Genomic DNA, 22,365 nt, shown 5'->3' with positions numbered 1-22,365 from the left:
CGCCGGTCTGCGGCGGGACGCCGACCTCACCCGTGGCTCGATTGTCAGTGGCTCCCCGCACAATGGAAGCCGCAACGCGAAACGTGACGAAAGGGCGGCGTGACGCATGACCGTGTGGGACGACCTCGTCGGGCAGGAGAAGGTGAGCGAGCAGCTCGCCGCTGCCGCTCGTGACGCCGACGCGCTCGTCACCGCGGCCGGCGCCGCCACCCCGCCGCCCGAGACGTCGAAGATGACGCACGCCTGGCTGATCACCGGCCCGCCCGGGGCCGGTCGCGGCCAGGTGGCGCGGGCCTTCGCCGCCGCCCTCCAGTGCGTGAGCCCGGACCGGGCGCTCGGCGGCGTCCCGGGCTGCGGGTTCTGCGACGGCTGTCATACGGCGCTCATCGGCACCCACGCCGACGTCAACACCGTCGCCGCGGTCGGTTCGCAGATCCTCGCCGAGGACATGCGCGACACGGTCCGTAAGTCGTACACCTCGCCCGCCACGGGCCGCTGGCAGATCATCCTCGTCGAGGACGCCGAGCGGCTGAACGAGAAGTCCGCCAATGCCGTCCTCAAGGCCGTCGAGGAGCCCGCCCCGCGGACGGTCTGGCTGCTCTGCGCGCCCTCCCTGGAGGACGTGCTGCCCACGATCCGCTCCCGCTGCCGGCACCTGAACCTGCGCACGCCCTCCGTCGACGCCGTCGCCGACATGCTCATCCGGCGCGAGGGCATCGAGCCGGCCGTCGCCGAGGCCGCCGCCCGGGCCACGCAGGGGCATGTCGACCGGGCCCGTCGGCTGGCCACCGACCCCGCCGCCCGCGAGCGCCGCGCGGCCGTGCTGAAGCTGCCCTTGCGCGTCGACGACGTCGGCGGCTGTCTCCGTGCCGCCCAGGAGCTGGTCGACGCGGCGACCGAGGACGCCAAGCAGCTCGCGGAGGAGATGGACGGCAAGGAGACCGAGGAGCTGAAGGCTGCGATGGGCGCGGCCCAGGGCGGCCGGATGCCACGCGGCACGGCGGGCGTGATGAAGGACCTGGAGGACAAGCAGAAGCGCCGCAGGACGCGTACGCAGCGCGACAGCCTCGACCTCGCGCTCACCGACCTGACCGCCTTCTACCGCGACGTCCTCGCCCTCCAGCTCGGCTCCCGCGTCGCGATCGCCAACATGGACGCCGAGGACGCCCTCGAGCGGCTCGCCCGTGGCAGCAGCCCGGAATCCACGCTCCGCCGTATCGAGGCCATCGCCGGATGCAGACAGGCCCTCGACCGCAATGTGGCTCCGCTGCTGGCGGTGGAGGCGATGACGATGGCCCTGAGAGCGGGCTGACGCCGACGACGGCGAGCGGACCGGCACCGGCCACCGGGCTGGCGCCGGCCACCGGACCGACGCGGTTACCGGGCTGACGCCGGCCGCCTGACCGAGGCCGGTAACGGGGCTGCCACTGAGCGCCGGAGCGACGCCGGCCGCCGCACCGGGGCCGACGTCGATCTTGGGTTGACGGCGTCACTCGTCCGTGTCCGTTCGCGTACGTACCGCGTTCGCGACATAGCGCAGAGTTACGCTCGCTGGATGTACATGAGGCGCTCTCTCCGCAGGTCCCGTACCGGCGTCACCCTCCTCTCCCTTGCCGCGCTGCTCGTCTCCGGCTGCTCCGCCGCGGAGTCGACGAGCTCCGCCGGCTCCACGGCGGTGGCGGCGCTCGCCGCGCTGCCGCGGGCCACGCCGTCGGCGCTCGCGCCGTACTACGGGCAGAAGCTGAGCTGGCGCGGCTGCGGTGTGCCCGGCTTCGAGTGCGCCACCCTGAAGGCGCCGCTCGACTACGCCGAACCGGGCGCGGGCGACGTCCGGCTCGCGGTCGCCCGCAAGAAGGCGACGGGACCGGGCAAGCGGCTCGGTTCGCTGCTGGTGAACCCGGGCGGACCGGGCGGCTCGGCGGTCGACTACCTCCAGCAGTACGCCGGCATCGGCTACCCCGCCGGAGTCCGCGCCCGCTACGACATGGTCGCCGTCGACCCGCGGGGCGTCGCCCGCAGCGAGCCCGTGGAGTGCCTCGACGGGCGCGCGATGGACACGTACACGCAGACGGACACCACCCCCGACGACCAGCGGGAGACCGGCGAACTCGTCGACGCGTACAAGGGGTTCACGGAGGGCTGCGGCGCGCACTCGGCGCGGCTGCTGCGGCACGTCTCCACCGTGGAGGCAGCCCGTGACATGGACATCCTGCGCGCGGTCCTGGGCGACGGGAAGCTGACGTACGTGGGGGCCTCGTACGGGACGTTCCTCGGCGCGACGTACGCGGGGCTCTTCCCGAACCGGGTGGGCCGACTGGTCCTGGACGGTGCGATGGACCCGTCGCTGCCCGCCCGCCGGCTGAACCTGGACCAGACGGCGGGGTTCGAGACGGCGTTCCAGTCGTTCGCGAGGGACTGCGTCACGCGGTCCGACTGCCCGCTCGGCGGCAAGGGCACGGCTCCCGCCAAGGTGGGCGAGAACCTCAAGGCCTTCTTCCGCAAACTCGACGCCCACCCGATCCGCACCGGCGACCAGGACGGCCGCAAGCTCGGCGAGGCCCTCGCCACCACCGGCGTGATCGCCGCGATGTACGACGAGAGCACCTGGGAGCAGCTGCGCGAGGCGCTGACCTCGGCGATCAAGGACAAGGACGGCGCGGGCCTGCTCGCCCTCTCCGACAGCTACTACGAGCGGGACGCCGGCGGCCGCTACGCCAACCTGATGGCCGCCAACGCCGCGGTGAACTGTCTCGACCTCCCCGCGGCCTTCTCCACTCCCGGCCAGGTCGAGAAGGCGCTCCCTGCCTTCGAGAAGGCATCCCCGGTCTTCGGCGAGGGCCTCGCCTGGGCCTCCTTGAACTGCGCCTACTGGCCGGTGCGGCCCACGGGCGAGCCGCACCTCATCGAGGCGAAGGGCGCCGCGCCGATCGTCGTCGTCGGCACCACCCGGGACCCGGCGACCCCGTACCGCTGGGCCCGGTCCCTCGCCCACCAGCTCGCCTCGGCCCGCCTCCTCACCTACGAGGGCGACGGCCACACCGCCTACGGGCGTGGCAGCGCCTGCATCGACTCCGCGATCGACACCTACCTGCTCCACGGAACGCCTCCGACGGACGGTAAGCGCTGCAAGTAGACCGCCCGGTGCCGGCCCGCGCGGACCCCGGGAGGACCGCTCCCGGGGGCTGTTCGGAGCACCCCTGGAAACTGTGTAGACTTACCGACGTTGCTGATCGCACCATGGTGTGGACAGCGCGCCGCCTTAGCTCAGATGGCCAGAGCAACGCACTCGTAATGCGTAGGTCTCGGGTTCGAATCCCGAAGGCGGCTCTGCCGAAGCCTCAGGACTCACTCGCCGTGACCTGGGGCTTTTGCTTTTGTTGGGTGCGGTGCCGATGCTGCGCGCGGGCCGCGCGGCTGTCTCCGGGCTTCGTTCCAGCCGGTCTGGGTGTGCCGCCGGATCTCCATGATCGTGGGCATGGCCACTCCCGGCTCGTTCAAGATCGTGCCCGCTTTCGCCGGCCGCGGTCCGCACGTCTCGGGGCGGGTGAGGGCCGGCTGGTTCTGGACCATCACGGCCAGGGAGTACTGCGAGATCGCGCGACGCATGGACGTCTGTTCGGCAGGGGTCGGGGAGTCCGAGGGGCGCGTGGCGTGCATGCCTCACCGCGGGGTCCGGGCCGGCCACTGCCCAGGGCGTCCACGCGCGGCCGTTGTCCACGCCCTCCGTGGTCGTGACGGTCGGCAGGTGACCGGGTACCACCGCAACGCGCCGCCGCACGCCCAGCGCGCTCCGCCAAACGATTGATACCGTGTCAATTCACTTGGTGGGGGACTCACTCTGATGGGTCAATTCAGGTGTCTGCATCAATGGGCGATGATCCATCGAGTCCCCGCGGACAAGCCTCCCTCCCGGGACTGATCTCATCCCGTCCGGACGGGCCTCCGCACCTCCCCATCTGCCGGCGGCCGGACGTGTTGGCCTGAGCCGGTTCGGGACCTCCGTGGATCGGGACACCCAGTCGCTGCTCGGAGAAGACCTCCGAGCGAGGAGGAAACCCTCATGCCTATCAGTCCCAACCAAGGCTCCACCAGCGGCGGAACAAGCGTCACCATCACCGGCGTGAACCTGTCCGGTGCCACCGCCGTCCACTTCGGGTCCCGGACAGCCACGATCACCTCGAACACCCCGACCTCGATCACCGTCATCGACCCCGCGGGCTGCGGCGTCGTTGACGTCAATGTGACGACCGCGGGAGGGACGAGCAACTCGCTCTCCTTCTTCTACATCGGCCCGCCGATCGCGGTGTCCCTCGGCCCGGGCTCCGGTCCGACCGCGGGCGGCAACACGATCACCATCAACGGCTACGGCCTCTCCACGGCCACCACCGTGTCCTTCGGCTCCAACAGCGCGACCCCGACGGTCGTCTCGGACAGCCAGCTGTCGGTGGTCGTTCCGGCCGGCAGCTTCAGCGGCTCTGTCGGCGTCACCGTCACCACCACCGGGGGCACGACCGCTCCGCTCACCTACGCCTACGTCGACGCGCCGACACTGGTCTCGCTCACACCCGCCTCGGGGCCGACCTCCGGCGGCACCTCGGTGACCGTCAACGGCACGGGGCTGGCGTCCACCACGGCCGTCACCTTCGGCGGCGCCACCGCCTCCTTCGCAGTGCTGAACAGCACCACGCTGGTGGCCGTCACACCGCCCGGCACCGCAGGTTCCGTCGATGTCGTCGTGACCACCGGGGGCGGTAGCGCCACCGTCACCGATGGCTTCACCTACCTGTCCGGTCCCGGCATCTGACGGCGTCTCGGACAGACGGCCGCGCACGGCTCCGGTCCGCTCCGGTCCACCGGCCCGTGCCCAGCGGAAGCGGTGCGGGCTCGCGTACGCCCGCCCGTACCGCGTCCGTGCCCCCAGCTCGCGGCCCAGCCAGGCCGACCACACCCCTTGGAGTCACCGTGGCCCCTCCCGTCCTCACCTCGGTCGTACCCAACACCGGTCCGTCGACGGGCACCAATCCCGTGACCCTGAACGGAAGCCAGTTCACCGGCGCCATCGCCGTCACGTTCGGATCCGCGGCCGCCCTGTCGTACACGGTCAACAGCCCGTCGACGATCACGGCGACCGTCCCGCCCGGAACCGGCACGGTCAACGTCACCGTGCGCACACCCGGCGGGCTCAGCAACACGGTCGCCTACGCCTACGCGCCCACGCCGACCCTCAGCGCGATCGCGCCGAACCAGGGTCCGACGTCGGGCGGGACGAGCGTGGTCCTCACCGGCTCCGGCCTCACGGGGACCACCGCCGTCACCTTCGGCGGCACGCCCGCGACCTCCTACACCGTCAACTCCGCCACCCAGATCACCGCCGTCACCCCGTCCGGGACCGGCGCGGTGGCGGTCACCGCGACCACCGTCGGGGGCACCTCGGGGCCGGTGTTCTTCTACTACCTCAACGCGCCCTCGCTGCTGTCCGTCTCGCCCGCCGAGGGACCGGCGACCGGCGGGACCAGCGTGGTCCTCACCGGCTCCGGCCTCACCGGGACCACGGCCGTCACCTTCGGCGGCACGCCCGCGACCTCCTACACCGTCAACTCCGCCACCCAGATCACCGCCGTCACCCCGTCCGGCACCGGGTCCGTCGCATGCACCGTCACCGGTCCCGGTGGCACCAGCAACTCCGTCATCTACACCTATCTGGCGGCGCCGGCGCTCACCGCGCTCTCGCCCGCGCAGGGGCCTACGGGCGCGGGCGCTGCCGTGACCCTGACGGGCACCGGGCTGGCCACGACATTCGCGGTCCACTTCGGCACCGCACCGGCGGCCTTCACCGTGGTGTCGGACACGACCGCGATCGCGATCGCCCCGGCGGGGCCGGCGGGTTCGGTGCCGGTGAGCGTCACGACGTCGGGCGGCACCAGCAACTCGCTCTCCTACCAGCGCGTCGCGCCTCCCGCGATCTAGCCGGTGCCACGGCATCGGCGTCACCGGCGCCTGTCCCGCGTCACCGGCTCCGCGTCACCGGCCTGCTCCAGCCCATTCGAGCGAGCCGATGACTCGGGTGGGTCCGCCGGGACCCGTGCCTCCCGCACATGCCATCAAAAGACGCCTAAGGTCACGTTCCGAACGGTTACGGCGAATCCCCGCCTGACGATCCGACCGAGGAGGCCCTCAGTGAAAGCGTGTCGTGCGCGCAATGCCGGACTCATGGTCGCCGTAGCGGCGGTGGCCACGGTGCTGTCCCTCGCTCCGTCGGCTGCCGCCGCCGATCCGTCGTCGACCACGGTCCAGGCCACGCCCTCCGCGGCGACGACCGGGCAACTGGTCACCCTCGACGCGACCGTGACCTGCAGCTCGGACCCGAGCGGCGGCCTCGGCGTGTCGTTCTTCGACGGCTCGGACCTGCTCGCCACCGCACCCGTCTCCGCCGACGGACACTCCTCACTGACCACCGGTTTCACGACCACCGGAGCACACGAGATCACCGCCGCCTACAACGGCGACGACAGCTGCAGCGCGTCGAACGACACCACCACCGTCACCGTGTCCCAAGCCCCGGCGCCTCCGGCCGACAACCCGGGCTGCCTGCTGTGCGGGCTGATCGACTTCCGCCCCGGAGGCGTCCACAACGAGATCAACGTCAACAGCCACAATGTGACGCGCCTCGACAAGTGAGACCGGACCGCCGGCCGCTGGACGCGCGCGGGGCGCCATGGGGCCGTGGCGCCCGCGTCCGTCCGTCAGGCATCCGATGGGGCGGATGTCCGGGGTCGGCTGGACAGTGCAAGGGCGCCGGGTTTCCCGTGTCAGGGCCGCAGTAGGGCCGCAGCAGGGCCGCGCCGGTCGCGATCGCCTGGTGACGGTTGTGTGTGTTCCAGGGTCGCGGTGTGTCTATCATGCACACAACATTCACGTGTTCGAGGCATGCGCGCACGCGCGCCCCGGACATAGCGCACCCCGGGGGAAACTGAGTGCGTCCGACTTCTTCGCGTGCCCTTCGTGGCGCCCTGACGGCCGGTGTCGCAGCCGGAATCATCGCGGCCGGCGTCACCGTTCCCGCCCAGGCCGCGAGCGGGTACGACCGCTGCTCATGGGGCAGCCTCTGTGTCTTCAGCGATCCGCTGGGCAAGGGGCAGATGCTGGTCGTCAAGGGCAGCATGCTGAACCTCGGCGCGTGGGACAACCGCATCAGCTCCTACGCGAACCACACGGATTGGCCGGTGTGCTTCACCATCGCCGCGGGGCTCGACCCGCGGGACGGCGCCTCCCACTACTACCCGGGGCAGGGCTCTTTCGACGAGAGCGCGACGCCCGAGCTCGACAACACGGTCAGCTCGCTCGACCTGGGGCCCGAAGCGGACCAGTTCTGCGCGGGCGAGAGCCGGTACACGACCTTCCAGTGGGACAACGAGCCGAAGCCCAGGCCCGCCGTACTTCCCGCGCACGGGGCCTTCGGCGATGTGAACGGCGACGGGTACGCCGACGTCTTCTCCCGTAACAAGTACGGGCAGTTGTGGACGTCCCACGCGTACGGCAGCGGGGGCGGTGCCCGGCTCGTCGGGAGCGGCTGGAACGCCATGACGCAACTGGTCCGGCACGGTGACCACAACGGGGACGCCAAGGAGGACCTGTACGCCCGGGACAAGACCGGGGTGCTGTGGTTCTACCCGGGCCGGGGTGATGGCACCTTCGGGACGCGGAAGAAGGTCGGCGGCGGCTGGAACACCATGCGCGACCTCGCGGCCGCAGGTGATCTGACGGGCGACGGCAGGGCCGATCTGCTCGCCGCCGACCGTACGGGCACCCTGTGGACGTATCCGGGCGACGGCAAGGGTTCCTTCGGGACGCGCAAGAAGGTCGGCGGCGGCTGGAAGGTCATGAACGAGCTCGTCGGCGCGGGCGACATGAACAGCGACAAGCGAGCCGACCTCGTGGCCCGGGACACCGCCGGGAAGCTGTGGTTCTACCCCGGCAACGGCAAGGGCGGCTTCGGCACCCGCAAACTCATCGGAGCCGGCTGGAACGGGTTCACCGAGCTCGTCGGCCTGGGCGACATGACCGGTGACGGACGGCCGGACCTGATCGCACACGCCCCGCGCGAGGCCTCGCTGCGCCTCTACCCGGGAACCGGCGCGGCGAACGGCGGCCTCAAGCCCTCGAAGTCCTTCGGCAGCCTCCAGTCGAGCGTCCTGGTCTTCTGACCGGCCGGCGGGACCGCTGCCGGTCAGAGGCCGTATCGCGCCTCACTGACTGGTTCCCGACTCCGAGGCCGTATCGCGCCTCACCGACTGATTCCCTGCTGCTTCCGGTCCGGTACTTCCGGGCCTGATCTGCCGGACCGAACGGAGACCGATTCATGCTTCGCACCTCCCTGGGCCGACGTACCCCGGGCGCACTCCCTTCGCTCGGACGTACCGCCGCCCGGCGAACCCTCGGCGCCGCGGTGGCCCTCGCCGCGTCCATGGCCACGCTGGTCGGCACCGCCCCGCAGGCGGCGGCCACGGACAACTCGGCCCGCTGCCCCTCGGGCAAGCTGTGCCTCTTCCAGTACGGCAACTACAAGGGCGAGATGAAGATCGTCTCGTCGAGCCTGGCCGCCCTGGGCGGTTTCGACAACAAGACCTCGTCGTTGGTCAACAACAGCGGGAAGTGGGCGGTCGCGTACACCGGCGCAAAGTACACCGGCGGTGACACGCTGCTCATCAGCCCGCACAACGGGGCCATCGAGCTCACCGGCGGTGCGTTCGGCGGCGCGTTCGACAACAAGATCAGCTCGATCCGGGTCGCCACCACCGAGTACGAGGTCGTCCAGGGTGTCCCCTGGATGGACTGGTACCGCCAGCCGGAGGAGAAGCGGCCGGAGGGACTGCCCGACGCGGCCCGCTTCGGGGACCTGAACAACGACGGACGTCCCGATCTCCTGGAGCGCGCGGCCGACGGCCGGCTGTGGTTCCTCTCGGGCATCGGCAATGCCGACGGGAGCACCAAGGGGAAGCTCGTCGGGAGCGGCTGGAACGCCATGACGCAACTGGTCCGGCACGGTGACCACAACGGGGACGGCAAGGAGGACCTGTACGCCCGTGACAAGTCCGGGGTGCTGTGGTTCTACCCGGGCCGGGGTGATGGCACCTTCGGGACGCGGAAGAAGGTCGGCGGCGGCTGGAACACCATGCGCGAGATCAGCGCGGCCGGAGACCTGACCGGTGACGGCCGCAGGGATCTGCTGGCCCGCGACACCGCCGGAAAGCTGTGGCTGTACCCGGGCAAGGGCAACGGCGTCTTCAGCGCCCGCAAGCTCGCCGGCAGTGGCTGGAACGCCTTGAACCAGATGGCCTCGCCGGGCGACCTGACCGGCGACGGCAAGAGCGACCTGGTGGCCCGCGACGGATCACGTGCGCTGTGGCTGTACGCGGGTAACGGCACGGGCGGCTTCGCGCCGCGCAAGAAGCTGCCCTACGCCTGGCCCAGCGACGAGCCGGTGATCGCGACGGGCGACGTGAACGGCGACGGGCTCTCCGACCTCCTGCGGCCCATCGACTTCCAGGTGTTCGTCTACCACGGGAACGGCAGGGGTTCCATCGGCGGCCCGAACGCCGACATGCTCTGGGACAACGCCACCAACGTCCGCGTGTTCTGACGCAACGGGGGCACCGAGCCGGCGTATGCCGGACAGGAGGTGGGCGAGGGCGGCGGGGGTGGTGGTGAGGACCGCCGTGGGGCTGTCGCTCTCGCGGAGGCGGAGGGCGTCGGCGGCGGTCGCGAGTTCGAGGCAGTTGTTGCCGTCGCCGAAGCCTGAGAAGGACGACTTCTGCCAGCCGTCGGGGGTCGTCGCAGTGCGCATCACAGTTCCTTCGTCAACCTGTGGATGAAGTCACGCGAACGTTCGGGGTCCAGTGACACTGCTTCCACCTTACGGAAGAGCGTTCGAAGCGCACCCAGTTGAGCCTCTGAGTCGATGTAAGCCGTGCCGTGTGGCGTGTCGCGCAACGCTGTGTCCAGCTTGGGCACAGCCCCGCCCGCGTACGCCATCGCGCTTGCTGCACCGGCGAAGCCGTCCAGGTCGAAAGGGATGACGCGCACGTTGACCTGGTCGGCTTCGGAGACTTCCAGGACGTGGGTGAGTTGAGCACGTGCAGCCAACCGGTCGCCGACTCTGATGCGGAGCGCCGACTCGTGGATCACCGCCGCATAGGGGATCGGGGTGGGGCCCTCGATGACGACTTTCCGGTCCATCCGGTGGCGAACGCGCAACTCCAGGTCGCCGTGCGGCAGTTCCGGAACCCTGTAGGAGTAGATCGCGCGGGCGTAGTCCTCCGTCTGGAACAGGCCGGGGATGTACAGAAACTCCACGTCGTACCTGCAAGTGGCGTGGTGCTCCAGTTCGGCGAGGTCCAGGAAGGGCATGGGCAGCAACCCGCGGTACCTCTCCCACCAGCCGTGTGTTCTCTCGGAAGCCATCACGACCAGAGCTTCGATGAACGCCTCGTCCATGCAGGCGTAGTGGGATGCCAGGCTCCGTAGCCGGTCCTCGCTGACCCCGGCGACTCCGGATTCCATCTGGCTCATCTGGGCGGAGTCGGACCCGATGAGCGCGGCGGCTTCACGCGCCTTGAGGCCGGCGGCTTCACGCAGTTTGCGCAGCTCGGCGCCTAGGCGCTCCTGGCGTGCGGTGGGCTGCCGTCTGCGCGGCATGGCTTCCTCCTAGCCCCAACTGCCCTGCGGGCAGCGACTCGTTCGAGCGGCAGATTACGGCAACGACTTGCAGCGTCCCAAATTTTACCCGTACCGTCAGTGACGCACCGCACACGCTGCGGAAGCGCACCGCTTCGTCCTGCCATGACGGCTGCGGCAATGCCACCGCGCGTAAATCCCCTCACGCCACTGGGAGTTGACGCATGTCCGATCCCTGGGAGTACTCCCTCTACATCCCCAGCGACCCCCGCGCCGTCACGGTCTGCCGCCGCACTCTGCGTCTGATCCTCACGCTGCACGGCCTGATCCACCTGGTCGACACCGCGGAGCTGCTCGCCTCGGAGCTGGTCTCCAACGCCGTACTGCACACCAAGGGCCCCGCCTGCCTGCGTCTCCGCTTCCGGGACGGCGTCCTCCAGATCGGCGTCTGGGACGCGGACCCCGAGCCGCCCGAGCCGCCGGGACGGCTGGAGGGGCTCGCCGAGGCCGAGGCCGAGAGCGGGCGCGGGATGGCCCTCGTCCGGGCCTGCTCGGACCTCTGGCACTGGCAGCCGCTGTCCCGGATGGGACGTCGGGGCAAGCTCGTGTGGTGCGAACTGAACGCGGCGTAGCTCGTTTCCGAAGTCATCGGTCACCCGGTCGGCTCAGCCCAGCACTCGCACCGGCGCCCCCGCCAGATACGCCCGGATCCCCTCCACCGCCTGCCCGTAGTACCGCTCGTAGTTCGCCCGGGACACGTATCCCAGGTGCGGAGTGGCCAGCAGGCGGGGAGCCGTTCGCATCGGGTGGTCGGCGGGGAGGGGTTCGACGTCGAAGACGTCCACGCCGGCGCCCGCGATACGGCCCTCGCGCAGCGCCGTCAGCAAGGCGTCCTGGTCGACGATCGCCGCCCGCGAGGTGTTCACCAGGTACGCCGTCGGCTTGAGGAGAGCCAGTTCGGCCGGGCCGAGCAGCCCTCGGGTGCGGTCGCTCAGGGCCAGGTGGATCGACACGAAGTCGCTCTCGGAGAGAAGCTCCTCCTTCGAGGCGGCCGGCCGCACCCCCACCTCCGCCGCCCGTCCCGCCGTCAGGTTCTGGCTCCACGCGCTCACCTCCATGCCGAAGGCGAGGCCCACCCGGGCGACCGGCGCGCCGATCTTCCCCAGGCCCAGCAGCCCGAGCCGCCGCCCGTGCAGGTCCGCGCCGACCGTGGACTGCCACGGCCCGCCCTCCCGCAGAGCGGTGCTCTCCCGCACCAGTCCGCGCGCGAGGCCCAGCAGCAACGCCCAGGTCAGCTCGACCGGCGGAGTGGAGGAGCTCTCCGTACCGCACACCGTCACGCCGTTCGCCTTCGCCGCCGCGTAGTCGATCACCGAGTTGCGCATGCCGGAGGCGATCAGCAGGCGCAGCCGGGGGAGACGGTCCAGCAGCGACGCCGGGAAGGGGACCCGCTCCCGCAGGGTGACCACGCAGTCGAAGTCGGCGAGCGCCGTGGCGAGTTCGTCCTCGTCGACGAAGTGCTCGGTGAAGGAGACCGCCTCCAGCTCCTCGCCTGACGCAGACGCAGACGCAGGCGCCGACCAGTCTGCGAGCGTCGTCGCGGCGTTCTGGAAGTCGTCGAGTACGGCACAGCGGAAGGGCACGGCTGATCCTCCAGGTGAGGTGATTCCGACCGGGGGCGGGTCCGGTCCGAGGCTACGGTGAGACCGTGAGCGACTCGGCCGCGACCGGCGGCTACTCCGGCACCCCCCTCGCCAAGAAGCTCGGCGTCAAGCCCGGCCACCGGGTGCGACTGCGACACGCTCCGGCCGGGTGGGACCTCCCCGGCCTCCCCGACGGCGTCCACGTTGCCCCGGGCGGCCCCCGCGGCGCCGACATCACCGTCGCCTTCTACCGCGGACGCGCCGACCTCGCCGCCGAGACCCCGGCGCTCGTCCGCGACCTCGCAGACGACGCCATGCTCTGGGTCGCCTGGCCCCGCAGGGCGGCCGGACACGTCAGCGACATCACCGAGAACGCCCTGCGCGAGCTCTTCCTGCCCCTCGGCGTCGTGGACGTGAAGGTCGCCGCGCTGGGGGAGGACTGGTCGGGGCTGAAGTTCGTCCGACGCAGGGAGAACCGACGCGGCTGAACCGACGCGGCTGAACCGACGTGACCGGAGGCGACGTATCCAGAGGCGAGTCTCAAGAACCGCGTGGTCCATCGAGAACCGGGGCGACCCGTCGAGCGCATCGCCCCAAGGGGTCGGATCGGCGGAACCGGCTTAGGCAGAACCGGCATAAAAGGGAAGCAAAATGAGGCGGCGTCGGAGCAACGTCCGCACCTGAGGCAACATCTAGGTGAACGACGGGCCCGCGCGTGGACGGGACGCGGTCGCGTCGAGGGCCGGACGGAGTGAGGGACGTGGTGGACGTGGGGGACTTCGGGGACGCGGCTGAGCCGAGGATCGCCGTGGCCGTGGTGACCATGGGCAACCGGCCCGCCGAGGTCGACGCGCTGCTGGAGTCGGTGGCCAAGCAGGACCTGGCGCCCGCCCGCATCGTGATCGTCGGCAATGGCTGCGAACTTCCCGACTTCGCCGAACGCCTCTTCCTGCCCGGCGAGGTCACGACGATCGACGTCGACGAGAACCTCGGCTGCCCCGGTGGCCGCAACGTCGCCCTCGCCCGGCTGAGGGAGTACGGCGACGTGGACGTCGTGGTCGACCTCGACGACGACGGGCTGCTCGTCGACACCGACGTGCTGAGCCGCGTCCGCGACCTGTACGCCGCCGACCCGCGCCTCGGCATCGTCGGCTTCCGTATCGCCGACGAGCACGGCGAGACGCAGCGCCGGCACGTGCCGCGCGTCGGCGCCTCGGACCCGATGCAGGGCGGGTACGTCACCGGCTTCCTCGGCGGCGGCCACGCCCTGAGCATGGCCATGCTCGCGGAGACCGGCGACTGGCCCGCCGAGTTCTTCTTCGCGCACGAGGAGACCGACCTGGCCTGGCGCGCCACCGACGCCGGCTGGAAGATCCTCTACGCGCCCGAGCTGCTCCTCCAGCACCCCAAGACCTCGCCCGCCCGGCACGCGATATACCACCGGGTCACCGCCCGGAACCGGGTCTGGCTGGTCCGCCGCAACCTTCCGCTGCCCCTCGTCCCCGTCCACCTGGGCGTCTGGCTCGCCGTCACCCTCCTGCGGACCCGCTCGCTCGGCGGTCTCAAGGCCTGGTTCGGCGGGTTCGCGGAGGGCGTGCGCAAGCCGGCCGGTCATCGGCGGCCCATGAAGTGGCGGACGGTGTGGCGACTGACCCGGCTGGGCAGGCCGCCGGTCATCTGAGGGACCGTCGGGACCACCGGTACGGCACGACCGGTACGGCCGGAACTGCACGCAACGGAACGGGGCGCAGGGCCCGGTCGGTCACCTCCACCGACGCCCCCCTCCTGGCCCGGCTCACCGGCACCGGCGAATCCCGCGCCGAGTCAGCCCTGAACCGGCTCGTCGACGTAGCACTTCTGGAAGAGCACGCATACGGCCACTACACCCCACACGACCTGGTACGGGACTTCGCCCGCGAACTCGCGAAAGCCGACGGGGCGAAGGCTGACGTTGCTGACGTTGCTGACGTTGCTGACGTCGATGGGACGAAGGCCGAAGGGAGGAAGTCCGAGCTGACGAAGGGCGAGTTTCCAGAACCCGAGCTGCCCTGATCCGAACCGCCGGAGTCCGATGCGGCGGAGTGCGAACCGCCGGAGTCCGATGCGGCGGAGTGCGAACCGCCGGAGTCCGACGCGCCGCTGACGCGGCACCTGTGCGCCGCCGATCTGCCGCCGACGCGACGCCGATGCGACCTCACCCGGCCGAGCCCGGTCACTTCGCGTCGGCGTAGCACTCCACCACCGCCGTGGTGAACGGAAACCTCACCGGCGTCTCCCCGAACGTCAGCCGTCCGGCCAGGTCGGACGCCTCGCGGATCGCGGCGACGACCGTTTCGGCCTCCTCCTGCGGACAGTGCACGATCACCTCGTCGTGCTGGAAGAAGACCAGCTCGGCCGCCATCCCCGCACAGGCCTGCCGGAGCGCGGCGAGCAGCAGCAGCGCCCAGTCGGCGGCGCTGCCCTGGACGACGAAGTTGCGGGCGAACCGGCCACGCGCGCGTGCGTTGGTCGAGGCGTACCCCGGCACCCACTGCCGGTCGGCAGCGGTGTTGTCGTCTCCGCCAGAACTGCCAGAACTGCCAGAACTGCCAGAGCCGTCAGAACCGCCAGGACCGCCGAGGGCGGCGGAGTCGACGGGGATGCCGGCCTCCTCCGTACCCTCGTCCCCGGCCCCGCTCGCCGGAGGGCAGGTCCGGCCGAGCCAGGTCCGCACGAGCCGTCCCTCCTCGCCGGCCCGCGCAGCCTCGTCGACGTACGCCACCGCGCGCGGGAAGCGGCGCCGGAGCGCGGCGAGGTTCTTCAGACCGTCCCCGGAGGTCTGGCCGTAGACCGCACCGAGGACGGCGAGCTTCGCCTGGGCGCGGTCGCCGGAGAAGGCGCGGTCGGAGACGGCCTGGTAGAGGTCGCTCTCCCGGCCGGCGACCTCCATCAGCCCGGGATCGCGGGAGATCGCCGCCAGCACGCGCGGCTCCATCTGGTCGGCGTCGGCGACGACGAGCCGCCAGCCCGGGTCGGCGACCACCGCCCGCCGGATGACCTTGGGGATCTGGAGGGCGCCACCGCCGTTGGTCACCCAGCGCCCGGTGACCGTGCCGTGCGCGAGGAACTCGGGCCGGAACCGCCCGTCCCGCACCCAGTCCTGGAGCCAGGACCACCCGTGAGCCACCCAGATGCGGTACAGCTTCTTGTACTCGATCAGCGGCTTCACGGCCGGGTGGTCGAGGGACTCGATCTCCCAGCGCCGGGTCGACCTGATCCGGATGCCGGCCTGCGCGAAGGCCTTGACCACGTCGGCGGGCAGGTCGGGGCGGACCCGGCGGCCGAAGGCGGCCGACACCTCGTCGGCCAGTTCGGCCAGCCGCCGGGGCTCGCCCCCGCCCGCGTACCGCTCGCCGAGCAGGTCGTGCAGGACCGCGCGGTGCACCTCCGCGCTCCACGGCAGCCCGGCCCGGTTCATCTCGGCGGCCACCAGCATCCCCGCCGACTCGGCCGCCGTCAGCAGCCGCATCCGCGCCGGGTGTTCGGCCAGCTCGTGCCGCCGCTGCTGCTCGGCGTAGACGGTCAGGAGGTCTTCGAGCGGCAGCCGGACGCTGGTGTCCTGCGCCTCGAACAGCGAGGACTGCGCGCCGGGCGCGGCGGAGCGCTGCGGCGGGTCCGGTGGCACGGGGCCGCCGCGCAGCCGGGCCAGCGCGGCGGCCGCCGAGCGGGGCTCTCCGGAGCGCCCCTCGTGCCCCAGGAGGAGGGTCTCGGCGTCCTCGACGTCGTAGCACCGCTCTACTCGCACCCCCGTGGCGAGCAGACGCGGATACACCTCGGCCGTGGAGCGCCAGACCCACCGGGTGACGTCGGGCCGCTCGCGCACGGCCCGCGCCAGGTCCGCCTCCCGCAGCACCGGGCCGGTGGGCAGCCCGCCGGGGCCGAGGGGGGCGAGTTCCACGCCACCGTCCTCGGCCGGAGCGAGTGCCCACCGGTCGGCCATGCTGCGAGTGTGGCAGGAGGGTCTGACAACGCCCCTGACCGCCGCTCCACCCCTGACGGCCGCTCCACCCCTGACGGCTACTCCTGCCCTTGCTCCCGCTCCTGCCCTTGCTCCCGCTCCTGCTCCCGCTCCTGCTCCCGCTCCTGCTCCCGCTCCTGCTCCTGCCGCACCGAGAACGTGGCCAGGACCTTCGCCACGTACCGTTCGGTGCCGGTCTTGTCGACGCCGAGGCCGCTGAGGACGCCCTCGCCGTTCTCGAACTCCAGCAGCGCCAGCAGGATGTGCTCGGTGCCGATGTAGTTGTGGCCGAGGCGGAGCGCCTCGCGGAAGGTGAGCTCCAGGACCTTCTTTGCGTCCGGGCCGTAGGGGACCAGCTCGGGGGCCTCCTCCACTGCGGGCGGGAGCGCGGCGGTCGCGGCCTCGCGGACCGTGTCCAGGGAGACGCCCTGCTCGACGATCGCCTTCGCCGCGATGGCCTCCGGCTCGGCGAGCAGGCCGAGGACGAGGTGCGCGGGCAGCCCTTCGGCGTTGCCGGCGGTCTTGGAAGCGTTGTGCGCGGCCATGACGGCGTTCCGCGCGCGGGGGGTGTAGCGGGTGAAGCCCTGGCTCGCGTCGAGGTCGGCCGACTCCTTCGGCACGAACCGCTTCTGGGCGGCCTGCCGGGTGACGCCCATGCTCCGGCCGATGTCGGTCCAGGAGGCACCCGAGCGGCGGGCCTGGTCGACGAAGTGGCCGATGAGATGGTCCGCCACGTCGCCCAGGTGGTCGGCGGCGATGACGGCGTCCTGGAGCTGCTCGAGCGGCTCGTTGTGGACCTTCTTGATGGCGTCGATGAGGTCGTCGAGACGGACGGACGAGGTGGTGGCGGGTCGCGGAGACGTCATGTGTCAACCGTAGGTTGACAGTGGAGAGGTGTCAACCCGAGGTTGTCACTCCCGTGGGCTTCGGCGCCGTGCTCCGTGACACGATCGACCGGTGAGCAGCACCCACCACAACAACCCGAACGACGGTCGGTCCGGCGGTCGGTCCGGCGACCCGGCCGGCGACTCGCCCGGCGGCCCGTCCGGCACCGTCGAACGCGCCTTCCGGGCCGCGCTCTACGACAACGCCGACGCCACCCTCGACACCGGCGCCTCGCTCCTCGCCGCCGACCGCGCGGCGGACGCCGAACTTGCCAGGCGGGGCGAGGAGTTCGTGGCGGCGGCCTGGCGGCGAGGCTGGCAGCCCGCCGACCTCGTACGGTTCGTGCGGCGCGAGCTGGACGACGTCCACGTCGGCCTGGTCACGGAGCTGATCCGCGCGCAGGCGCGTGACGACCGGGCGCGCGGACGGCGCTGGGCGGCCCAGCTGGCGGAGCTGTCCGGCGACACTCCGCCTCCGCCCGCCACCGACCGTTTCTCGCACGCCACCACGGTCCTGGAGCTCTACCGCCTGCTGCTGCGGCTGCCCGCTCTCGAACCCCTCCAGGAATCCGAACCGCACCGGCAGTCCCGCGCGGGCTCGCACTCCCGCATGCTCACGCGCATCCGCGCGCTGCTCGCCAAGGCCGAGGCGACCGGGTTTCCGCAGGAGGCGGAGGCGCTCACGGCGAAGGCGCAGGAGCTGATGGCCCGGCACAGCGTCGACGAGGCGCTGCTCGACGCCCAGGCGCCGGCCCCGGACGCGCCGGGCGCCTGCCGGATCGGCGTCGAGCCGCCGTACGAGCAGGCGAAGGCGGTGCTGCTGAACGCGGTCGCCGACGCCAACCACTGCCGGGCGGTGTGGAACGAACCCTTCGCCTTTTCCACGGTCGTCGGTTTCGAGGCCGATCTGGAGGCGGTGGAACTGCTCTACACCTCGCTGCTGGTGCAGGCGCAGTCCGCGATGGCGAAGGCGGAGGCGGCCCAGCGGGCCGGCGGCCGCAGGCGGACCAAGACCTTCCGGCAGTCCTTCCTCGCCGCCTACGCCCACCGCATCGGCACCCGTCTGGGCGAGGTCACCGCCGCCGCCGAGACCCAGGTGACCGAGGAACTGCTGCCGGTGCTCGCCTCCCGCGAGGTCGCGGTCACCGCGGCGACGGACCGGATGTTCCCGAAGACGGTCTCCACCCGCCTGCGCGGAGTCACCGACGAGGCGGGCTGGACCGAGGGGGCCGACGCGGCGGACCGGGCCAGGATGCGATCCCGGCCCCGGCTGCCGTGACACCCCGGCGGGGTTCGGTGCCCGATGCCCGATGCCCGATGCCCGATGTCCGGTGTCCGGTGGTCGGTGCCCGGTGGATCAGTCGCCCGCCTGCTGGAAGGCGCTCACCGTGGCGTCCGGCACCTTGCCGCTCTTGAGGGCGACATCGCCGTACGACCAGGGGAAGCTCTGGTCGGTCGAGCCGCCCGGCAGGCCGTACTTCACCGTCTTGACGGCGAGGCTCTTGTCGCCGCCGTCCTCGCCGCGTACGTAGGTGATCGTGAAGGTGGCGGTGCCCTGCGCCGGGATGGTCAGCGCCTGCGCCTCGGCGGCCTCGTCCTTCGGGACGGCCGTGGAGTCGCCGTCGGTGGTGAGTTCCACGGTGGGGAAGCCGTTCAGGGTGCACTCCGCGCCCTTGTTGGTCAGCGTGACGGTGACGTTGCCGCTGTCACCGGCGGCGGGAGCGGCGTTGACGGGGCCGACCTCCTGGCCGAGGTCGCAGGCGCCGCCGGCGGCGCCGGTGGAGTCGGTCGATCCGGAGGCCTTGCTCTCGTCGGTGCCGGAGCCGTTGTCGTCCCCGCCGCCGCAGGCGGTGAGGAGCAGGGCCGCGGCGAGAGCGGTGACGGTGAGGGGAACGGCGCGCATGAGTGATCCCTAGGGTTTCGTGACGGTGCTCGAAGGATCATCACGCACGCGCGCGTGCACGTGTCGCGCGCCCCCGCTCTCGTGACCGCTTCGCTACCCGGAGCGTCCGAGCCGTCCCAGGCCGCGCGAGGCGAGCGGTCTTGGACTACCCGAGACCGGCCGACGGCAGCCCCGACGGCCACTGGCCGCCCTCCGCCTTGGCGAAGGCCTCCTTGCCGACCGACCCCGACCAGGTGACCTTCAGGGACTTCGCGTCGGCGGAGTCGACCATGCCGGTCGTCCGGTCGTCCGTCCCGCTGGTGCACTTGAGGTGGATCATCTGCATGCCCGCCTCCTCGCCGGCGGTTCCGCTGCACACGGTCCCGCCGGTCACGAAGAGTGCGGCCTGCTTCCCGGTGATGATCAGGGCGACGGCCTTGCCGTCCGTCGTGGCGAGCCAACTGCCCTCCAGTTCGCCGGAGGCGGAGACGGAGGCCGAGGCGGACGCGGAGTCCGTCGCACCGCTCGCGGCGCCGGTCGCCGTCGTGGGCGTCGCCGAGGAGCCGTCGTCGGACCCCCCGTCGTCGCTGCACCCGGTCAGCACGAGTACGCCCGCCAGCGTGGCGGCCGCGGCAACGGCCGCGGCCCGCACCGGCCGACGGGACGCGCCCCGCGAGATGATCGCCGAAGTCACTGCAAGCTCCCAAGCTGTAGCCGGCCGACCGGGTCGACCGCACGGACCGCGGGCCGTAAGGACCGTGAGGCCGTACGGCCCGGTAAGGGACCGCAGAAAGCTACCAGCAAGTCCCCGCAGAACACTGGGGGTGGCCTGTGACCTACCAGGACGACTTCCGGACCCCGGGCAGATGTCCGGCATGGGCCTGCTCCCGCAGGCTCACCCGGGACAGCCCGAAGGTCCGGAAGTACCCGCGCGGGCGCCCGTCCACCTGGTCCCGGTTGCGTACGCGCGTCGCGCTCGCGTCCCGCGGCTGTGCCCGCAACTCCCGCTGCGCCGCCTCGCGTTCCGGGCCCGTCGACTCCGGCCGCCGGATGATCTCCTTCAGCTCGGCCCGCCGCGCCGCGTACCGCGCGACGGTCTCCTGCCGCTGGTCGTTCTTCGCGATCTTGCTCTTCTTCGCCATCAGATCCGCACCCCCCGCGCGCGGATGCGTGCCACGGCCGCCTCGACGCCGATCGTGTCGACGGTCTTGATGCCCTTCGTGCTCAGCCGCAGCCGTACGTGGCGGCTCTCGCCCGGCAGCCAGTAGCGCCTGGACTGGATGTTGGGGTCGAAGCGGCGCGAAGTGCGCCGGTGGGAGTGGGAGACGCGGTTGCCGAAGCCCGGCTGGGCGCCGGTCAGCATGCAGTGGGCGGACACGGGTGACGTACCTCTCCTCGGTCGATGCCAGGGGCAGTGATGCTAATGGAATTCATTTTCAGTAAGGTAGCAGCATGGCACGCAACGAACTCCGCCCGGTCATCAAGCTCCGGTCCACGGCGGGAACGGGCTTCACCTACGTGACCCGCAAGAACCGCCGCAACGACCCGGACCGCATGACCCTGCGCAAGTACGACCCCGTCGTCGGCCGTCACGTCGACTTCCGAGAGGAGCGCTGAACCACCGCCATGCGCAAGGGAATCCACCCGGCCTACGGACCTGTCGTCTTCCGTGACCGCGCCGCGAACCACGTCTTCCTCACCCGCTCGACGCTGACCGCCACGACGGCCGGGAAGACCGTCGAGTGGGAGGACGGCAACACCTACCCCGTCGTCGACGTCGAGATCTCCTACGTCAGCCACCCCTTCTACACCGGTACCGCCCGCGTCCTGGACACGGCCGGCCGGGTCGAGCGCTTCGAGCGCCGCTACGGGAAGCGGGGCGGCGCGTGAACATGTCGGTCGTGATCGTCGGCGGGCTGCACGCCGACGCCCGTCGGACGACGGTCGCGCGTCTGCTCGCCGACGTCCCGGGCAGCGTCGTGCTCCACCACGACCTCTCGACGGCCGTGGCGGGCACGGTCGTACGGACCGTCAGCGACGCCACCGGCGTCCTCTCCGCCGGCGAGGCGCCCCTGGTCAACGACTGTGCCTGCTGCGCCCTGCGTGAGGATCTGGTCCCCGAGCTGCGCCGCCTCGCCGACGACGGCAGCACACGTCTCGGGGTCGTCGAACTGTGGGACTCCGTCGAGCCCAAGGCCATGGCCGAGGTGGTCGTGGCCGGCGGGCTCACGGTCACCGGCGTCGTCACCGCCGTCGATCCGGCGCTGCTCCTGCCCTGCCTCGGCAACGGCGACGACCTCGCCGAGTGCGGTCTCGCCGCGGCCGCCACCGACCGGCGCACGGTCGCCGACACCTTCGCGCGCCAGCTGGAGTACGCGCCCGTGCTGGCCGTCGTCGACTCCGAGGAGGCCGACGACGAGGACCGCGAGCTGCTGGCGCAATTGCACCCGACGGCCCGCCAGGTCCGGATCGGGCCGGCCGGCCGCGCGGACGTGCGGTCGCCTCTCGCCCGGGCGGTGCTGGCCGGCTTCGACGTCGAGTCGGCCGCCGCCGCCCAGCACCCGGCCTGCGCGCTGCTGCCCGCCGAGGCCGACGCGCACGGGGTGAGCACCCTCGTCTGGCACCGGCGCCGCCCGTTCCACCCGGAGCGGCTGTACGCGGCACTGGAGGACCTGACCTGCGCGGCCGCCCGCAGCCGGGGCCGGTTCTGGCTCGCCGACAGACCCGACGTCCTGCTCCACTGGGACGCGGCCGGGGGAGCGCTGTGCGTGGAGTCGGCCGGTCCGTGGCTGGCATCCCTGCCCGACGCGGCCTGGGACATGGTCCCGCCGGTGCGGCGCGCCGCCGCCGCGCTGGACTGGCACCCCGAGCACGGCGACTGCTGCCAGCACCTGGTCTTCACGTCCCCCGGCCTGGACCGGGACGGCGTGGCGCGCCTCCTGGAGTCCTGCCTGCTCACCGACGCCGAGTACGCCGCCGGCCGGGCCGCCTGGAAGCGGCTGCCGCCCGCCTTCGACACCCTCCTGGAGGTCTGACCCATGCCCCGCAAGACCGAGCACCGGCCCGCCAGGCCCCGCCCCAACCCGCTCGACCAGGCCGAGATCACGTACATCGACTACAAGGACACCGACCTCCTGCGGAAGTTCCTCTCCGACCGAGGCAAGATCCGCAGCCGCCGGGTCACCCGTATCTCCGCCCGACAGCAACGCCAACTGTCCCGGGCGATCAAGAACGCCCGAGAAATGGCCCTGCTCCCGTACACCACCCCCCGCTGACCCAACCCCC

The 22,365-nt window shown here is 71.7% G+C and carries 24 protein-coding genes, 1 tRNA gene and 1 pseudogene; 17 read left to right on the top strand and 9 right to left on the bottom strand.

Features of this window, described 5'->3' with window-relative positions; all coding sequences use genetic code 11:
* The first annotated feature begins 106 nt into the window (after positions 1 to 106).
* The 8 genes from QQM72_RS35635 to QQM72_RS35600 all read left to right on the top strand — a co-directional run bounded on the left by QQM72_RS35635 (position 107) and on the right by QQM72_RS35600 (position 9,640).
* On the top strand, positions 107 to 1,312 hold the full coding sequence (locus QQM72_RS35635) for a DNA polymerase III subunit delta' (protein ID WP_314224935.1): 1,206 nt from the start codon (positions 107 to 109) through the stop codon (positions 1,310 to 1,312).
* Between the two features lie 243 nt (positions 1,313 to 1,555).
* Positions 1,556 to 3,133 (top strand): alpha/beta hydrolase, encoded by a 1,578-nt coding sequence (locus QQM72_RS35630; RefSeq protein WP_314224934.1) that lies wholly within the window; start codon positions 1,556 to 1,558, stop codon positions 3,131 to 3,133.
* A gap of 120 nt (positions 3,134 to 3,253) precedes the next feature.
* Positions 3,254 to 3,327 (top strand) — tRNA-Thr (locus tag QQM72_RS35625).
* 733 nt (positions 3,328 to 4,060) lie between these two features.
* The gene (locus QQM72_RS35620) at positions 4,061 to 4,804 is read left to right on the top strand and encodes an IPT/TIG domain-containing protein (RefSeq protein WP_314224933.1); all 744 of its coding nucleotides are present in this window, start codon (positions 4,061 to 4,063) and stop codon (positions 4,802 to 4,804) included.
* Positions 4,805 to 4,962: 158 nt separating this feature from the next.
* On the top strand, positions 4,963 to 5,967 hold the full coding sequence (locus tag QQM72_RS35615; protein ID WP_314224932.1) for an IPT/TIG domain-containing protein: 1,005 nt from the start codon (positions 4,963 to 4,965) through the stop codon (positions 5,965 to 5,967).
* 210 nt (positions 5,968 to 6,177) lie between these two features.
* Positions 6,178 to 6,678, top strand: a complete 501-nt coding sequence (locus QQM72_RS35610; protein WP_314224931.1) for an Ig-like domain-containing protein — start codon at positions 6,178 to 6,180, stop codon at positions 6,676 to 6,678.
* Positions 6,679 to 6,974: 296 nt separating this feature from the next.
* The gene (locus tag QQM72_RS35605) at positions 6,975 to 8,204 is read left to right on the top strand and encodes an FG-GAP-like repeat-containing protein (protein WP_314224930.1); all 1,230 of its coding nucleotides are present in this window, start codon (positions 6,975 to 6,977) and stop codon (positions 8,202 to 8,204) included.
* 155 nt (positions 8,205 to 8,359) lie between these two features.
* Positions 8,360 to 9,640, top strand: coding sequence for an FG-GAP-like repeat-containing protein (locus tag QQM72_RS35600; RefSeq protein WP_314224929.1), 1,281 nt, complete (start codon positions 8,360 to 8,362; stop codon positions 9,638 to 9,640).
* Between the two features lie 33 nt (positions 9,641 to 9,673).
* Here QQM72_RS35600 and QQM72_RS35595 read toward each other — a convergent pair.
* Together QQM72_RS35595 and QQM72_RS35590 are read right to left on the bottom strand one after the other, a co-directional pair.
* Positions 9,674 to 9,844, bottom strand: a pseudogene (locus tag QQM72_RS35595) (DUF397 domain-containing protein); the annotation flags it as partial.
* On the bottom strand, positions 9,844 to 10,695 hold the full coding sequence (locus tag QQM72_RS35590; RefSeq protein ID WP_314224928.1) for a helix-turn-helix domain-containing protein: 852 nt from the start codon (positions 10,693 to 10,695) through the stop codon (positions 9,844 to 9,846). The pseudogene QQM72_RS35595 and the gene QQM72_RS35590, both read right to left, overlap by 1 nt.
* Positions 10,696 to 10,898: 203 nt before the next feature.
* On the opposite strand from QQM72_RS35590, the gene QQM72_RS35585 reads away from it, so the two are divergent.
* A complete protein-coding gene (locus tag QQM72_RS35585; RefSeq protein ID WP_314224927.1) occupies positions 10,899 to 11,306 on the top strand; it encodes an ATP-binding protein in 408 nt (135 codons plus the stop codon).
* Positions 11,307 to 11,339: 33 nt separating this feature from the next.
* Here QQM72_RS35585 and QQM72_RS35580 read toward each other — a convergent pair whose 3' ends face one another.
* Complete coding sequence (locus QQM72_RS35580; RefSeq protein WP_314224926.1) at positions 11,340 to 12,317, bottom strand: D-2-hydroxyacid dehydrogenase family protein; 978 nt, start codon at positions 12,315 to 12,317, stop codon at positions 11,340 to 11,342.
* Positions 12,318 to 12,382: 65 nt separating this feature from the next.
* On the opposite strand from QQM72_RS35580, the gene QQM72_RS35575 reads away from it, so the two are divergent.
* The 3 genes from QQM72_RS35575 (at position 12,383) to QQM72_RS35565 (ending at position 14,369) form a co-directional block, all read left to right on the top strand.
* Complete coding sequence (locus tag QQM72_RS35575) at positions 12,383 to 12,805, top strand: DUF3052 domain-containing protein (protein WP_314224925.1); 423 nt, start codon at positions 12,383 to 12,385, stop codon at positions 12,803 to 12,805.
* A 272-nt stretch (positions 12,806 to 13,077) separates the two neighbouring features.
* Positions 13,078 to 13,998 (top strand): glycosyltransferase family 2 protein, encoded by a 921-nt coding sequence (locus QQM72_RS35570; protein WP_314224924.1) that lies wholly within the window; start codon positions 13,078 to 13,080, stop codon positions 13,996 to 13,998.
* On the top strand, positions 13,959 to 14,369 hold the full coding sequence (locus tag QQM72_RS35565; protein ID WP_314224996.1) for a hypothetical protein: 411 nt from the start codon (positions 13,959 to 13,961) through the stop codon (positions 14,367 to 14,369). The genes QQM72_RS35570 and QQM72_RS35565 overlap by 40 nt, the downstream gene beginning before the upstream one ends.
* 160 nt (positions 14,370 to 14,529) lie before the next feature.
* On the opposite strand, the gene QQM72_RS35560 is transcribed toward QQM72_RS35565, so the two are convergent.
* Positions 14,530 to 16,296 (bottom strand): bifunctional 3'-5' exonuclease/DNA polymerase, encoded by a 1,767-nt coding sequence (locus QQM72_RS35560; protein ID WP_314224923.1) that lies wholly within the window; start codon positions 16,294 to 16,296, stop codon positions 14,530 to 14,532.
* Between the two features lie 77 nt (positions 16,297 to 16,373).
* On the bottom strand, positions 16,374 to 17,180 hold the full coding sequence (locus QQM72_RS35555) for a Clp protease N-terminal domain-containing protein (protein WP_314224922.1): 807 nt from the start codon (positions 17,178 to 17,180) through the stop codon (positions 16,374 to 16,376).
* Between the two features lie 91 nt (positions 17,181 to 17,271).
* Between QQM72_RS35555 and QQM72_RS35550 the strand changes: the two genes are divergently transcribed.
* A complete protein-coding gene (locus tag QQM72_RS35550) occupies positions 17,272 to 18,477 on the top strand; it encodes a DUF2786 domain-containing protein (protein ID WP_314224921.1) in 1,206 nt (401 codons plus the stop codon).
* 78 nt (positions 18,478 to 18,555) lie between these two features.
* On the opposite strand, the gene QQM72_RS35545 is transcribed toward QQM72_RS35550, so the two are convergent.
* The 4 genes from QQM72_RS35545 to rpmB all read right to left on the bottom strand — a co-directional run bounded on the left by QQM72_RS35545 (position 18,556) and on the right by rpmB (position 20,458).
* On the bottom strand, positions 18,556 to 19,101 hold the full coding sequence (locus tag QQM72_RS35545) for a DUF4232 domain-containing protein (protein WP_314224920.1): 546 nt from the start codon (positions 19,099 to 19,101) through the stop codon (positions 18,556 to 18,558).
* 145 nt (positions 19,102 to 19,246) lie between these two features.
* On the bottom strand, positions 19,247 to 19,774 hold the full coding sequence (locus tag QQM72_RS35540) for a hypothetical protein (RefSeq protein WP_314224919.1): 528 nt from the start codon (positions 19,772 to 19,774) through the stop codon (positions 19,247 to 19,249).
* A gap of 142 nt (positions 19,775 to 19,916) precedes the next feature.
* A complete protein-coding gene (rpsN, locus tag QQM72_RS35535; protein WP_314224918.1) occupies positions 19,917 to 20,222 on the bottom strand; it encodes a 30S ribosomal protein S14 in 306 nt (101 codons plus the stop codon).
* Positions 20,222 to 20,458, bottom strand: coding sequence for a 50S ribosomal protein L28 (gene rpmB, locus QQM72_RS35530; RefSeq protein ID WP_314224917.1), 237 nt, complete (start codon positions 20,456 to 20,458; stop codon positions 20,222 to 20,224). The genes rpsN and rpmB overlap by 1 nt, the downstream gene beginning before the upstream one ends.
* Before the next feature lie 74 nt (positions 20,459 to 20,532).
* Here rpmB and rpmG point away from each other — a divergent pair, with 74 nt between their 5' ends.
* From rpmG to rpsR, 4 genes are read left to right on the top strand one after another with little or no spacing between them, the layout of a single operon-like run.
* A complete protein-coding gene (gene rpmG, locus QQM72_RS35525) occupies positions 20,533 to 20,697 on the top strand; it encodes a 50S ribosomal protein L33 (RefSeq protein WP_019753828.1) in 165 nt (54 codons plus the stop codon).
* A 9-nt stretch (positions 20,698 to 20,706) separates the two neighbouring features.
* Positions 20,707 to 20,970: a type B 50S ribosomal protein L31 gene (locus QQM72_RS35520; protein WP_314224916.1), complete on the top strand. Its 264-nt coding sequence runs from the start codon at positions 20,707 to 20,709 to the stop codon at positions 20,968 to 20,970.
* Positions 20,971 to 20,972: 2 nt separating this feature from the next.
* Positions 20,973 to 22,115, top strand: coding sequence for a CobW family GTP-binding protein (locus QQM72_RS35515; protein ID WP_314224991.1), 1,143 nt, complete (start codon positions 20,973 to 20,975; stop codon positions 22,113 to 22,115).
* A 3-nt stretch (positions 22,116 to 22,118) separates the two neighbouring features.
* Positions 22,119 to 22,355, top strand: a complete 237-nt coding sequence (gene rpsR, locus QQM72_RS35510; RefSeq protein ID WP_314224915.1) for a 30S ribosomal protein S18 — start codon at positions 22,119 to 22,121, stop codon at positions 22,353 to 22,355.
* Positions 22,356 to 22,365: the final 10 nt, after the last annotated feature.

The sequence above is a fragment of the Streptomyces zaehneri genome (assembly GCF_032248645.1).
Lineage (GTDB): Bacteria > Actinomycetota > Actinomycetes > Streptomycetales > Streptomycetaceae > Streptomyces > Streptomyces coriariae.
The sequence above is the reverse complement of the archived record's forward strand: the minus strand, read 5'-3'. Positions and strand labels throughout refer to the sequence as shown.

What these genes read in the sequence shown, in the direction of transcription:
- rpsR (WP_314224915.1), top strand. Translation starts at nt 22,119, where the DNA reads ATGCCCCGCAAGACCGAGCACCGGCCCGCCAGGCCCCGCCCCAACCCG.
- rpmG (WP_019753828.1), top strand. Translation starts at nt 20,533, where the DNA reads ATGGCACGCAACGAACTCCGCCCGGTCATCAAGCTCCGGTCCACGGCG.
- QQM72_RS35620 (WP_314224933.1), top strand. Translation starts at nt 4,061, where the DNA reads ATGCCTATCAGTCCCAACCAAGGCTCCACCAGCGGCGGAACAAGCGTC.
- QQM72_RS35630 (WP_314224934.1), top strand. Translation starts at nt 1,556, where the DNA reads ATGTACATGAGGCGCTCTCTCCGCAGGTCCCGTACCGGCGTCACCCTC.
- QQM72_RS35555 (WP_314224922.1), bottom strand. Translation starts at nt 17,180, where the DNA reads ATGACGTCTCCGCGACCCGCCACCACCTCGTCCGTCCGTCTCGACGAC.
- QQM72_RS35600 (WP_314224929.1), top strand. Translation starts at nt 8,360, where the DNA reads ATGCTTCGCACCTCCCTGGGCCGACGTACCCCGGGCGCACTCCCTTCG.
- rpsN (WP_314224918.1), bottom strand. Translation starts at nt 20,222, where the DNA reads ATGGCGAAGAAGAGCAAGATCGCGAAGAACGACCAGCGGCAGGAGACC.
- QQM72_RS35515 (WP_314224991.1), top strand. Translation starts at nt 20,973, where the DNA reads ATGTCGGTCGTGATCGTCGGCGGGCTGCACGCCGACGCCCGTCGGACG.
- QQM72_RS35545 (WP_314224920.1), bottom strand. Translation starts at nt 19,101, where the DNA reads ATGCGCGCCGTTCCCCTCACCGTCACCGCTCTCGCCGCGGCCCTGCTC.
- QQM72_RS35635 (WP_314224935.1), top strand. Translation starts at nt 107, where the DNA reads ATGACCGTGTGGGACGACCTCGTCGGGCAGGAGAAGGTGAGCGAGCAG.
- QQM72_RS35585 (WP_314224927.1), top strand. Translation starts at nt 10,899, where the DNA reads ATGTCCGATCCCTGGGAGTACTCCCTCTACATCCCCAGCGACCCCCGC.
- QQM72_RS35590 (WP_314224928.1), bottom strand. Translation starts at nt 10,695, where the DNA reads ATGCCGCGCAGACGGCAGCCCACCGCACGCCAGGAGCGCCTAGGCGCC.
- QQM72_RS35560 (WP_314224923.1), bottom strand. Translation starts at nt 16,296, where the DNA reads ATGGCCGACCGGTGGGCACTCGCTCCGGCCGAGGACGGTGGCGTGGAA.
- QQM72_RS35520 (WP_314224916.1), top strand. Translation starts at nt 20,707, where the DNA reads ATGCGCAAGGGAATCCACCCGGCCTACGGACCTGTCGTCTTCCGTGAC.